The 13846-nt window shown below is 41.5% G+C and carries 12 protein-coding genes and 1 tRNA gene; 3 read left to right on the top strand and 10 right to left on the bottom strand.

From position 1 onward, the window contains the following. Positions 1-2: 2 nt before the first annotated feature. The 8 genes from tssL to PR795_RS01995 all read right to left on the bottom strand — a co-directional run bounded on the left by tssL (position 3) and on the right by PR795_RS01995 (position 7427). Complete coding sequence (gene tssL / locus PR795_RS01960) at positions 3-659, bottom strand: type VI secretion system protein TssL, short form (protein WP_036961253.1); 657 nt, start codon at positions 657-659, stop codon at positions 3-5. Next, a complete protein-coding gene (gene tssK / locus PR795_RS01965; RefSeq protein WP_036978937.1) occupies positions 656-1993 on the bottom strand; it encodes a type VI secretion system baseplate subunit TssK in 1338 nt (445 codons plus the stop codon). The genes tssL and tssK overlap by 4 nt, the downstream gene beginning before the upstream one ends. A gap of 22 nt (positions 1994-2015) precedes the next feature. Continuing rightward, complete coding sequence (tssC, locus tag PR795_RS01970; RefSeq protein WP_006660413.1) at positions 2016-3560, bottom strand: type VI secretion system contractile sheath large subunit; 1545 nt, start codon at positions 3558-3560, stop codon at positions 2016-2018. A 19-nt stretch (positions 3561-3579) separates the two neighbouring features. Next, entirely contained in the window at positions 3580-4077 is a 498-nt protein-coding gene (gene tssB / locus PR795_RS01975) for a type VI secretion system contractile sheath small subunit (RefSeq protein WP_006660414.1), read from the bottom strand. 540 nt (positions 4078-4617) lie between these two features. Next, a complete protein-coding gene (locus PR795_RS01980) occupies positions 4618-5139 on the bottom strand; it encodes a YcxB family protein (RefSeq protein WP_181480037.1) in 522 nt (173 codons plus the stop codon). Between the two features lie 138 nt (positions 5140-5277). Beyond that, positions 5278-5354, bottom strand: a tRNA-Pro gene (locus tag PR795_RS01985). 108 nt (positions 5355-5462) lie between these two features. Then, positions 5463-7178, bottom strand: a complete 1716-nt coding sequence (yejM, locus tag PR795_RS01990) for an LPS biosynthesis-modulating metalloenzyme YejM (protein ID WP_036966059.1) — start codon at positions 7176-7178, stop codon at positions 5463-5465. Between the two features lie 21 nt (positions 7179-7199). Next, the gene (locus PR795_RS01995; RefSeq protein ID WP_006661415.1) at positions 7200-7427 is read right to left on the bottom strand and encodes a YejL family protein; all 228 of its coding nucleotides are present in this window, start codon (positions 7425-7427) and stop codon (positions 7200-7202) included. A gap of 238 nt (positions 7428-7665) precedes the next feature. Between PR795_RS01995 and yejK the strand changes: the two genes are divergently transcribed. Beyond that, entirely contained in the window at positions 7666-8667 is a 1002-nt protein-coding gene (gene yejK, locus PR795_RS02000) for a nucleoid-associated protein YejK (protein ID WP_006661416.1), read from the top strand. Between the two features lie 124 nt (positions 8668-8791). Here the strand turns inward: yejK and rplY are convergent, their stop codons facing one another. Together rplY and PR795_RS02010 are read right to left on the bottom strand one after the other, a co-directional pair. Continuing rightward, positions 8792-9073: a 50S ribosomal protein L25 gene (gene rplY / locus PR795_RS02005; protein ID WP_006660420.1), complete on the bottom strand. Its 282-nt coding sequence runs from the start codon at positions 9071-9073 to the stop codon at positions 8792-8794. Positions 9074-9283: 210 nt separating this feature from the next. Beyond that, entirely contained in the window at positions 9284-11056 is a 1773-nt protein-coding gene (locus tag PR795_RS02010) for a DEAD/DEAH box helicase (RefSeq protein WP_272516597.1), read from the bottom strand. Between the two features lie 220 nt (positions 11057-11276). On the opposite strand from PR795_RS02010, the gene rsuA reads away from it, so the two are divergent. Continuing rightward, complete coding sequence (rsuA, locus tag PR795_RS02015) at positions 11277-11984, top strand: 16S rRNA pseudouridine(516) synthase RsuA (RefSeq protein WP_006660422.1); 708 nt, start codon at positions 11277-11279, stop codon at positions 11982-11984. A 21-nt stretch (positions 11985-12005) separates the two neighbouring features. Beyond that, positions 12006-13190, top strand: a complete 1185-nt coding sequence (locus PR795_RS02020) for a Bcr/CflA family multidrug efflux MFS transporter (RefSeq protein ID WP_181480035.1) — start codon at positions 12006-12008, stop codon at positions 13188-13190. The last annotated feature ends 656 nt before the right edge of the window (positions 13191-13846 follow it).

The following is a 13846-nucleotide window of genomic DNA, read 5'->3' on the forward strand; positions in this document are numbered from 1 at the left end:
GCCTATCCTTGAGTCATCCACTGTTGTAGTAAGTGTTCTAATGATGCACTGAAGCCCCACCACATTGCTGCCAATAGAAGAACGCCACCAATCCAACCAAACCAGTAAAGTCGACGGCGGCTAAAACGCAATTTAGGTTTTACGACAAGAGGTAAGTCTGACGAGATCAGATAATCAGGAAGTTGAACATTGAGCTGAGCCACAATGCGTTCACGTTCAGGCGCGTCTTTCTGGCGAAACTTTCCGACAAACCCGAGAGTGAGAACGCGGTGGAAACAGAGTAAAACATCAGGATTCGGAGCGGTTTCATTTAAAATACTGCGTAGGCGATCCCAAAGTTTATCTCCCGCTTCTAATGTATTGAAGTAGCGGGCTTGCAGAGGTGACTGTATCCATGTGTTATATCCATCATCTTGATGCTGGCGATTCATGACGCTTTCATCAATTAACGCACATTGGGCATATTGCATGTGTTCAATGGCGGCTTCTGGATAGCCATGCTCAAGGAGTTTTTGGCGTGTTTCATCGATCAACTGGCAAACGCGGCGGTAAAAACTCTCACCATGGGTGATGGCTGTACCTTGATGAAGTTGACAAACCATCAGCCAAGTTTGAGCAAAAATCATGTCAATCGTGTGGTGTGACGTTGTATTGTTCATGAGCGAAGTACCGCAAACAGCTCTAATTGAATATCACCTAATGTACTCGGGACGTAAAAGGCACATTGCCCTGAAGAGAGCATGGCTTGACCCGCAGGTGTTTCAATATCTAGCGCAAAATATTGATTTTCTAAGCGAAGTGGGACTGCGGTTGGAACATGGCTGAGCGGTTTCAATGGAATACCATTGAGTGCCACATTGACCACATCGGCAACATCATCACTACTGCCCGCTTTACATAGAAGAGGAAATTGAGCAATCAGCAAGTGTGCTGGCAAAGATGAGCGAACGGAGAGATAGAAATCCGCTTCTTCACGTAAACGACCATCATGAAGCTGACCTTTCCAGAAAGGACCCTCTTTGGCTAATTCAATACTGATAACACGTGAAGGTAAGCTGGCTTCAAGCAACGTATTTAGTAAAGCAAAGAGTGGTGGGAAAACCTGCTCAGGGAGCTCATGTTTGTAGAGCGGAATATCTTCCAGTTTACTTTCTAAAGAGAAGGTTAATAAGCTCCCTGCTAAACGAGCAAGTTCCCGATAGAGTAATTCAGGATGCCGATGCAATGCTTGACTGAGCTCGTTTAATACAGGCTCCGCGCTATTAAGTGAGTTTAATAGCCAAAATAATGAAACATCAGCAACCACAAAATCGGCCATTTTTTCATTACTTTCGCGGCGTAGAGCCATTAGTCGACGGCGTTTAGCGACTAAACGATGCATGAATTCAGATAGTAAAGAGCGTAATTCCAGACTGCCTTGACAGGCGAGCAAAGGGGGAATAAAACGGCTATCGAATTCCCATGCACCTTGCGCATTGCGGATCAGTCGCGCAACCGGGCATGTCATAAATGCTTCGTTCTCATCGTGGGCAAAACGTAGCGTTGCAGCATGGCGTAATACCGCAATATCCGTTTGCTCATGCCCGAGTAAGTCTTGCACTTTGACCCACTCTTGGCTAAATCGACGTGGACGATCGGTTCCCGTTTCAGGAACCAAGTTGCCGCCGTTGGCTAACATGAGAGGTAGTGCTAAAACGATATCTAATGACTGGCGATCTGCGTAGTCATTAAGGGATAGCACCGGAGGAAGCGCATCAGCCAGCGTCGTGTCAATAAGTGTGCCGTCGTGAAAGCGCACAATCATTTTTTGTGCGCTGACTCGAGAGAGAGTTAAAGCACTGGCATCAAACTCAGTGCTAATCACACCCCACGTTGAGGCAATGCCCATTTGAGCAACGACTTCAGCAACATGACTATCCCAACGGGCTTGTTGTTGAAATTGTTGGGGGGCCAAAAAGGCCCCGTCTGTCCATAGGGGACGGTAGATTTTCATCCTGAATGACCTTTACTAACCGTTAGGCTTTGGCTTTAGGCATTTGTGAAACTAACGATAAATCCACATCCATACCTTCGACTTGGAAGTGTGGAACGGCATACAGTTTCACACGGAAGAAGCCAGGGTTATCTTCGATATCTTCAACAACCACTTTTGCATCGCGAAGTGGGTGAGAGGCTTGTAAATCATCACCTGGATCGGTCATTTCAGTCACTAAGCCACGAACCCAGTTGTTGAGTTCTAATTCAAGTAAGCGTCTGTCTTTGGTGGTACCAATGTTTTCGCGTTGAATCAGTTTCAAGTAATGGGCGATGCGAGACAGCAAGAAAATGTAAGGCAAACGGGCGTTGATGCGGCTGTTAGCCGTTGCATCTGCTGTGTCATATAACGCAGGCTTTTGCGCTGAGTTAGCGGAGAAGAAACAGGAATAATCGCGGTTTTTGTAGTAAGACAGTGGGATAAAACCAAGATTCGCGAATTCAAATTCACGTGTTTCTGGGATCATGACTTCAGATGGGATTTTCACCTGACTGCCAGTCCCTAAATCGAATAAATGGATTGGTAAATCCTTGACGGCACCACCTGCTTGAGGTCCGCGAATTTGGACACACCAGCCATTGTTGATAAAGCTTTTTACCATGTTGGCAGCAAAGGCAAATGTGGCATTCGTCCACAGGTATTTTTCGTGATCTGGACCTTTCACTTCTTCAACGTAATTGAAGCTACGAACAGGGATTGTATCTGGACCGTATGGCAGACGACCAAGCACACGAGGCATGGTTAAGCCAATATAACGCGCATCATCAGAGTCACGGAAAGATTTCCACTTAATGTACTCAGCGCGGTCAAAATAGTTACCAATATCTTTGATTGCCGCGACTTCTTCCATGGTTTCTTTGCCGAAGAATTTAGGTCCCACGGAGCCAATAAATGGCATATGAGCGGATGCAGAGACTTTAGAGATACTGCGTAATAAGGCGATATCTTGTGGGCTACGGTCAAATTCATAGTTAGAGATCATCGCTGCAATAGGTTCACCGCCTGGGGTGTCATATTCCGCAATGTAGGTATGATGGTAAAGACCACTTTGGATGATTTCAGGACTATCTTCGAAATCTTGTCGCAAATCATCTTTGGCGATATCAAGTAACTCAATTTTGACGTTTTGACGAAAATCGGTGCGATCAACGAGGAATTTTAAACCACGCCAAGTGGATTCGACTTTTTGGAAGTCTTGATGGTGCATCACTTCGTCAAGTTGTTGGCTGATTTGCTTATCAAGTTCAGCAATATGATGATCAAGCAGGTTGCGGTCTAAGCGCTCGACTTTTTGACCGGATGATTTTAAGCGGTCTAAAAAGACTTGAACAGCGACGGTGACACGCTCATCAGCTGTTGCATCCGCTAGCGCAGCGTTATCTTGAAACGCATTAATATCACTGATTGATGCGACTGGCGTTAAATTGATTTTTTCAAATAATGAAGCATAAACACCGTGATTAGAGGTGTCGTCAAGTACAGTGGTTGCACCTTGGGTTGATTCAGTTTTTACAGACATCAGCATAATCCTTTAGTAATCCAAATTAATCTTTCTTCGGTGCCAGTTGAGCTAGCTCTTCGCGAAGTTCATCACTGAGTTCTGGATCCTTAAGGATGTTTTCCAATTCACGGCGGAACGTTGCGTTATCGAGGAGATTAGATTTCAGGTCGCGCAGCAGATTACGCATCGCTAACATTGCGCGCAGTTGTGGGATTTGGCGGGCGACTTGCTCAGGTTCAAAATCCTTCATATTTTTGAAAGAGAGATTGACACTTTCTTCGCTTCCATCCCCAGCAAGGGTATTTTTTACGGTTAAGTTGATTGTCGGTGTGAATTCACTGAGGACGCTATCAAAGTTATTTTTATTGATATTCACTTTTTCACGTTCAGATAATGCGCGGTTGTCTTGTCCATTACTGTAATCACCAACGGCTAGTAACTTAAGTGGCAACTCCACTTTTTTTTGTGCACCACCCGTGTGCAAGTCTAATTTGATATTAACCCGTGCCTTAGGCACTTCATTTTGGAAGCTATCTGACATTTTAGGGGTCCTTTAGTGGTATTACTCGCTTTAAATTCGAATTATTGGTAAATGAAAAATATTGTTTTTTGATAATTTGGCTTAAATCAGATCGCTATTTTATATACCTTATTGGTAATAGATCAAGGATTCTAATGGATGTTTTTTGTTTCTGTATTTTTGGGTAGGTGTTTTTACTTGTTTTTTTCTATTGAAATAATAAAAAAACATTAAAAATCAACGATGTTAAATATTTCCATCGTTGTGGGTGGTAGGGGGACATGAATATTTGGTAGGTGAAAACAAGGATGATTATTAAGAAAAATAGAATATATTAATATTTCTACACATATAGGGAGTGGTGTGGGTGGGTAATATAGATGAAATGCTACTTATGGAGTTATTTCTATTTTTTAATATAAACTGTTAATTAAAGCTAAAAATAAAGTGTAAAAAAGTGTGTATTGAATATAAATACGCTCAGAGTTTAATTTAAGCATAATGGATAATTATCCTAAATTAATATTGTTTCTTGAAATTTATTTCGTAAAAATTTAAAAATTATATTTTCAGTTCTAGGTATTGTATAAAATTCAGATAATTTTCTTTTGAATCAAAAGCGCGTTTGGGGAAAATTAAGGCGCTGGTTCTATCAATAAATAGATAATGAGCATCACCATTTTGTTTTATAAATCGCATCGAATTCCAATTAAAGTGCACTACCCCATAAACGCTTTTTATGTGTAATCCATTTTCATCAGCCATAAATGTTTTCTCACAGAAAGTTGCACTATCTGTGTCAGGAGTTGCGTTGCTCAATTTCTTAAAAAGACGGACTGCAAAGATCGCGTAAAGCAATATAGCCATTAGGAGAGAGATGGCAAACTGCTCAGGGTTAAAGTTAATATTCCACTGTTGAAGTAGAGTGAATGCACCTGCCATGAGGATAAAAAAAACCAGATAAAGCAGAATGTAGGTGATTAGGTTGCGGCTTGCAGGGAAGAAGTAATTATTTTTGTAGCAATAGCGGCTATAAGCCATAAATTCTTGACGAGTGAGTTCAATGGTGACAGAGAGAGGCATGATATATCTCAGCAAAAGATGAAAGAGTGGCAGTTATTATTTCGTTAAAAACACAATTTGGCTATCAGAGAATGGTTAAATAACATGAGGTTGATAGAACAAAAAACCAACCATAATAGGTTGGTTTCTGTGAGGATTTGGTCGGCACGAGAGGATTTGAACCTCCGACCCCGGACACCCCATGACCGTGCGCTACCAAGCTGCGCTACGTGCCGATATATTTGATGCATTCCTGTTACTGTAAGGAAAAATGCCAAAAATATACTACCTAAAACAGAGATGAAATCAAGAGGCACACTTGATGACTGATTGAAATTTAAACACTAATTTTCATTGAAGCGTTTAAGTTCAGTAAATATTTTTAGCAGTTCAGCAAGATCTGGCTTGTCATCTGTTTGTTCACGACCTTGAAGATCATAGATATTAAATTGTCCGTTATGATCCATATACATGGTTGCATTGTTGGTGGTAATCACCACATCGCTTTTATCGCCAGTGATAATCCATGGGTAGGTTCGTTGAGCACTAAATAAGTCTTCACCTTGGCTGTAATCATCAGGCTGATTATTGACATGTAGTACACGTTGCATGATGGTGGTCATCACGTCTTGATGACTGGTTAGTTTATCAATTTGTTGTGCTGGCGTATTTGGCCAGTAGATAAATAACGGCACCTGCATGTTATCGCGGTTAAAGTGTTTTTTATTGATCCAATCAGTATCTTGAGCACCCTGACTATTGTAGTTAGCCGTGATAACGACAATGGTATTGTTAAGCTTATTTTGGCTCTTCAGCGTTTCAATCACTTGGTTAATTTGGTTGTCTGTTTGGCGACTGCCTGGGCTTCCTTTGATATTCAAGAAAGAGAACCAAGGAGAACCGTGCTTCACATTATCCAGCCATAAATGCCATTGCTCTATAGTCTGCTTATCACTGTCTGCTGCTTTTGTCGGCAATGAATAATCAGACAAAATAGCTTGGCGGAAAAGTGGTGAACTAAATCCATCAGTTGAGAACAGACCAAATTGGTAACCTTGATGCTGCAACGCTTCGACCAGCACAGAAGGGTGGCGCCCATTAAGAATATTATCAATGTAACTGGATGAGATCCCGTAGAACAACCCAAATAGGGCGGTATCATTACGCAACCCAGATGTATAGTGATTGGTAAACTGCGTGCTGATGTCTTTGAATTCTTTCAACGAACTCATTTGGCTTTGCTGAGATACATCACCTAAATCATCGACAACCAATAAGAGTAAATTATAACCGGTACCTTGGTCTTGGTAACTGAGGGGTTTCAATGGATATTGAAGTTTCAGTGCGGTTGGGCTGCCTTGCTGGAACACGCGATTTTGGTGCGCCGTGAGATCAAGCAAACCATATTTATCCAACAACTTACGAGCGGTTAGTGGCTGAGATAAAGGATAATTGTAACGTTGCATGGTGATTGGGCGATAAAAGTTCGCGTCTGCCCATGCATACATTAGGTGTGTCATCACGAAAGCCGCAATGAATACCGCTGCCAGTGGTCGACCAAAGGTTTGGCGGCTTAGGCTACGTAATTTTTGCCAACTCCATGTTGCAAATAGCATTTCAACAAGGAATATGATGGGAATACTGATAAACATCAATTGCCATTCACGCGTCATTTCTCCCTTCGCAGGGTTTATGACTAAATCCCATACTTGTGGCGTAAGGTGCAGACCGAATTGGCTAAAAACACGTATATCAAAGAGTAATAAGGTGAGACCCGCAGTCGCGAGTGCAACGCAAATGACCCTCAGCAATCGCTGAGACATGACAATAAAGGTCAGCGGAAAGATGATTAGCAAGTAGGTGGCAAAGACCACAAAGCTGAAATGACCTAACCAACTGACAAACGCATAAACGCGACCAGCTAGGGTATCTGGCCAGTCAAAAATAAACAGATAGCTACTACTTAGCAAAAGGCAAAGTAGTATATTAAAAAGTGCAAACCAGTGCCCCCAACCAATCATGTTGGAGACTTTATCACGGTAGCGCTGATGGGTGACCATGCTGTTTATTTATCAACCAAATTAGTGTGATTTATCTTCTTTTACAGAAGAAAGTAATGCATTGGCAAAGGATTCTGCAATCATTTTACGTTGCGCCGGAGGGACAGACGTATTGAGCAGATTGGTAACCATATTACCGAGTACCATTAATGATAAATCAACTGGAGTATGGTTTTTTTCTAACACACTAACAAGGTCAGACAGTAAACCTTCAACTTTTTCATCACTATAGCGAGATGATTGTGGCATAAATTGTGACATCCTAAATTAATGAAAGCTCCATATGATAGCCCATTGTGGGTGACTTTTCTTCTTTCTTTAAACAAATTTTCGTTTAATTGATAATAATGTTTATTTAGATCGCCGAAGTGGATAATAGTTCGCCATAAAAGTCACAAAAAAATGGCAAACGATAGTTTCAGTTGCAGACAAATACTAACAGTGTTTGAATACGCGACATTATTTCTGCTAGTGAAAGGAGCCAACAATGAGTCTGGAAATTACCCAGATAGCGTTACACCAGTTGATTAAACGAGATGAACAGACCCTAGAAGTCATGTTACGTGATTCGTTATTAGCGACAGACAATGTTGTGCAAGACATGATGGCAGAATTACATCGTGTATACAGTGCGAAAAGTAAAGCATTCGGTGAGTTTAATGAAGAAAGTGAGCTTGCCGAAGCATTGACATTACTCCGTAAAGGTGAAGAAGAGTTTTTAGGTTTTAGCCGTGCAATGACCGTTCGCTTGAAGGATGAGCTTGCAAAGTATCCTTTTGCAGAAGGGGGTATTGTCCTTTTTTGCCAATATCGCTATTTGGCGGTGGAATATCTTCTCATTGCGGTCCTGAATAGTTGCGATAGCATGTTTGTTACGGAATCTCTCGACTTAGGAACGACACATTACTTAGATATTCCTCATGCAGATATCGTGGCGCGCATTGATTTGACTGAGTGGGAAACTAATCCGGAATCTAAACGTTACCTGACTTTCCTGAAAGGGCGAGTAGGGCGCAAAGTTTCTGATTTCTTTATGGACTTTTTAGCAGCGTCTGAAGGTCTGAATGCGAAAGTGCAAAATAAAGGGTTGGTCCAAGCATTAGACGATTTTTGCGATAATGCACAAATGGATAAAAACACACGTCAGGCTTATCGTCAGCAAGTTCATAGCTATTGTAGTGAGCAATTACAATCAGGCGAGGAAATTGAACTAAAAGCGCTTTCAAAAGAGCTACCGATGGTAGAGGAGCAAAGTTTTGAAGATTTTACGCGCCAAAATGATTACCAACTGGAAGAGAGCTTCCCAGCAGATCGCGGGACGTTGAAACAATTAACGAAATTTTCAGGAAGTGGTGGTGGAATCACCATTAGTTTCGATGCGATGTTAATGGGGGAGCGTATTTTTTGGGATCCGGTGACGGACACATTAACTATCCGTGGTACTCCACCAAATTTACGTGACCAGTTGCAACGTCGTGGCAATAAATAGTGAACGCTAAATTTCAGTAAAAATCGTGTGTTAGAAATTTTACGTTAGATATAAATAACGCCGCAATTGCGGCGTTATTTACTCGGCGTCCCGAAAAAACTTTAAAGCTCGGCTATGGGCTTAATTAAGCGCGCAGGAAGTCAATGTGCGTCACTTTTGGCTTAAATGGGTGACGTTGAACAGCCTGAACTTTTACTTTAGTTTCTTTACCATCGATAACCAGAGTCAGAACTTCGTAAAATTCTGCTTTGCTTTCTTGGTTAATGATTTCATCGTGGTTCAGAGTTACAGAGATAGCTTCTTGGTTGCCACCGTAAACGATAGCTGGCAGTTGGTTAGCTCTGCGCAGGCGGCGGCTCGCACCCTTACCCTGCTCTTTACGTTCAATTGCATTAATAGTTAACATTACAATTTCTCTATAAAAGAAAAAATAAAAATCCTGCTACAGGCGACCCAGCAGCAGGTTCGAGATTTGGCCTCGTAACATCATTTCGCTATCGCGAGACATACAAAGGCGGGCAGCATTTTAACGAAAAAACGGTGGGTGGGCAATCATTAAGATCATTATCTTTCTGATTGGGCATGGTTTATCCGCCAATAACCATTTATTTTTATATTAAGCTAAAGGGGCAGCAAGACGAAAGCGTCCCTGATAATCAAAGATTTTCTCTCTGATTTCCCAATAACTTTCTTTTTTACGAGCGACAATAAATTGCGGGTAACGTAATAACATTTTCTGCGAAATGATATCATTGGCATTCTTCCAATGAAAAGGAACTCCGGGTGCTCGGTAGTGTTCTCGTAAAAATCGAAATTCAAAAGCGCGTTTTTGGGCTGCCGTGGTCAAGCGAAAACGTTCAGATACCGACGTACCATCTTCATCATAATAGGCTATTTTTATCCACTCACCTTTTTGATCGGCTCCTGAAGTGAGTTCCATTCCTCCACAGCGTAAAATTAATGCGTCTTTAAGGCGTAGGGCTGCCTTGAGCATATCATCAGGATCAGTAAGCACTTCTTGGCATTTATGGCATCGTCGTGCTGCAATGTCATTTTCCGCTCCGCAGTGGGGGCACTGTTTAAATCGAAATCTGAATTCACATTGCTGTTTATGCCCTTGTTCATTTTCTTCCCAGCCTTGGCAACGACGTCCATAATGCTCGATGATTTGCCCATCAGAGGTGCATTTTCCCCAAAAAATATTTGCAAATTGACATAGCGGACAGAAGACTTGGACAGGAACGCTGGTGGAATTGGGTTTGCTGCTGCCGACTTCTGGACGGAAAAGGTCATGGGGGTTACCCGCATAATCTAAAATTAGGCACTGTTTTTTTCCCTCGCTCAAACGCAAACCTCGTCCAACGATTTGTTGATATAAACTGACGGACTCTGTTGGGCGTAAGATTGCAATCAGATCAACATGGGGGGCATCGAAGCCAGTAGTGAGTACGGAAACGTTGACAAGATAATGTAATTGTTTGCTTTTAAATTGTTGAATAATCGCTTGTCGCTCAGAGGATGGCGTTTCTGCGGTGACTAATGCAGCCGTGTTTTTAGGTAAATAACTCAAAATTTCTTTGGCATGTTCTACCGTGGCAGCAAATATCATGCATCCTTGGAGTGGCGATGCGTATTCAATGATCTGATTAACGATTTTAGGCGTAATTCGCTGCTGTTTTTTCAGTGATAAATTCAGTTCTTGTTCGCTAAAAATCCCCGATTGATTGACTGAAATTTGGCTAAAGTCATACTGTAAAACAGGCATGTCTAACCGTTGAGGAGGAACCAGAAACTGGTGTTTAATCATGTAATGCAAGGGGAGTTCATAGATACAGTCTCGGAAGAAACAGTGTTCATCACCTTTCACCATTCCGTGGTAGTGATATTGGTAAATCCAGCCATGCCCTAGGCGGTAAGGGGTGGCAGTTAAACCGAGAATGCGTAATGCCGCGTTATGCTTCTGTAAATTTTGAATAATTTGATGATACTGACTTTTTTCGTTTAGGCTGATGCGATGACACTCATCGATAATCACGAGCGAAAATTTGTCATCAAAGTGATTCAGGTTACGTGCGACTGACTGAACACTCCCAAAAACGACTTTACTGTGCGACTCTTTACGATTTAATCCGGCTGCAAAAATGTCTGCCTCTAATCCATAAGTCAGATACTTAGCATGATTTTGTTCGACTAACTCTTTTACGTGCGCTAAAACGAGTACGCGTCCTCTTGCCAATCTTGCGAGTTCTGCGATAACTAAGCTTTTTCCCGCTCCTGTAGGCAATACAATGACTGCCGGTTCAGTGTGGCGACGAAAGTGCGCAATGGTAGCGTCAACGGCTTCTTGTTGATAAGGACGCAGTGTAAATGTTGGTGAGGCAGCAGGCATATGAGTTAGTTTTTTCTAAAAAGTCAGATTATTAATGTTAAATTTAAGTTAATTCCGTGGCTAGGTCTAAATTTAAGAGTTACCTTTGCCGCGCTATCACTTGCAAGGGGTTATTGATATAATAAATTATGTGATAGTAATCACAGCAATCCATCTTTCTACCCATGACAGCGTGATCTATTGTACCTCTCGCTGACATTCCATCAAGTTAAGAGAATCTATGCGACTGGATAAATTTTTGTCCCAGCAACTAGGGATAAGCCGGAGTTTGGTGGCGCGTGAGCTGCGTGCCGGTAATGTCACGGTTGACGACGAAGTAGTGAAATCAGGTTCAATGCAAGTTGGTCTCGATAATGAAGTCGCCTATGACGGTAATGTATTAGTGCAAGTTACGGGACCGCGCTATTTTATGCTTAATAAACCGGAAGGTTATGTCTGTTCTACTGATGATCCAACGCATCCGACAATCCTCTATTTTATTGATGAACCTATAGCACAAAATTTACATGCAGCGGGTCGTTTAGATATTGATACGACTGGGTTAGTTCTCTTAACTGATGATGGTCAATGGTCTCATCGAATCACATCACCTAAACACCACTGTGAAAAAACGTATCGTGTTCAACTCAGTGAAGATATTGCTGATGATGTCACGATTCAATTTGAGCAAGGTGTCATGTTAAACGGTGAAAAATCACCAACAAAACCTGCTCAATTGGAGATTATTTCTCCGCGAGAAGTGTTGTTGACCATCAGTGAAGGGCGTTATCACCAAGTTAAACGCATGTTTGCGGCTGTTGGGAATCATGTGTGTGGTCTGCACCGTGAGAGAGTGGGGGAGATCCACTTAGATGAACAGTTAGAACCTGGGGAATACCGTCCACTGACTGAAGCAGAGATTAAGAGTATCACTGTCCCCCGAAAATGATGTCATAACAGGAGTAAATAAGTGCAACAACAGCGTTCATCCTATCTGGGGCTGATTTTAATTTTAGGTTTGCTATCAATGCTAATGCCATTAGCGATTGATATGTATTTACCGAGTTTCCCTGCAATGACAGGGTACTTCAATGTAGATGAAGGGCGCATTCAAATGACCCTAAACAGCTACATTTTTGGTTTTGCAATTGGTCAATTATTTTATGGTCCAATGGCGGATAGTTTAGGGCGCAAACCTGTCATTTTGGGGGGGGTGATTGTCTTCGCATTAGCCTCCGCGGCTTGTGCGGTTGCGGAATCTATCGATACCTTTATTTGGCTGCGCTTCCTACATGGATTTGCTGCTGCGGCTGCCAGTGTGGTGATCAATGCGTTAATGCGAGATATGTTTACGAAAGACGAGTTTTCCAGAAGTATGTCTTTCGTCGTGTTAGTCATGACGATTGCGCCTTTGATGGCTCCTATCATGGGCGGCGAAATGATGCGTTGGTTCTCATGGCATGCCATCTTTTGGAGTATTGCTCTCGCTGCGGTGATTGCCGTGGTGCTGGTCAGCTTATTTATTCGCGAAACGTTGCCTGTTGAGAAACGCCAAAAATTTCACATTGGCACTACATTGCGCCAATTTGCGACGCTGTTTAGAGCGCGTCAAGTGTTGTTCTATATTTTGGCCAGTTCATTTTCGTTTTCCGGTATGTTCTCTTTCTTGAATGCGGGCTCATTTGTTTATATTGACCTTAACGGTGTATCGCCACAACATTTTGGTTATTATTTTGGCATTAATATTGTCTTCTTATTTATTATGACGACGATTAATGGCAAGTTTGTGAGGCAGTTCGGTGCCGAGCGGATGTTGTATTTTGGGATCATTGTTCAGTTCGTGATGGGAATTTGGTTATTAACGACGACAGCCTTGAATATGGATTTCTGGACACTAGTCATCGGGGTTGCGATTTATGTCAGTGGGATAGCAATGATCACATCAAATTCCATGGCGGTTATCCTAGATAACTATCCACATATTGCTGGAACTGTTTCCTCTTTAGCTGGGACTATTCGTTTCTCTATTGGGGCATTGGTCGGAACAGTATTGTCGATGGTCCCTGCAAAAAATGCATGGCCGATGGTGGGGTCGATGGTGGGATGTGTTGCGCTTTCAATGTTATTTGTATTATTAGCGAAAAGAGCAAAATAACATCACATATTTTATATCAGTTTCAAGGATGAAACTGTTTAGCTAATTAGTTCCTCTCCTTTATTTATACCATTCTAATTTATACCTCGAATATATCATTCATAATACCTATAGACTAACCTGCAATAAAGTTCGTTAAAACCGATTTGTTTCTGAGTGAAACTAAGGTTCTTATCAAAAAATGATCCATATCAATTATCTTAAGTGGAATGTTTGTTAAATTTCTGTTTTGTGAATTGGCTGGAATGATCCTGTTATTTATTCTTTATTGGCGAACGTGAGCTTAAAAAAACGGTAATTGTTAATTTATTTAAACAATGAAGTAAAAAATAAATGGGTTTATTGCGCTTTATTTTGAGTGTTTATCTCAAAATTTGTTTAAAAATTAACTTTTTTGTCAAAAAATTCGTATGCAATGATGTGTGTCACAAAAATTTAACGACATGCTACTTTTTTAATGTTATATTTAAGTTCTTACTTTTAACAATCACGTTACTTTTTTAATGTGTTAAAAGTTCGGTTTGAACGAGGATTTCTTTAAGGCATATGTAGCTCTATTCACTCTCTAATGTAGAGAGAGATACAAGGAAGGGGACGGTGTCTCTTGGGGAGTTTCAGTATCTAAAAGAATCGATATTCATGGCGTGAAATGTAAA

Source organism: Providencia sp. PROV209 (genome assembly GCF_028479485.1).
In the GTDB taxonomy this organism is placed as follows: Bacteria; Pseudomonadota; Gammaproteobacteria; order Enterobacterales; family Enterobacteriaceae; genus Providencia; species Providencia alcalifaciens.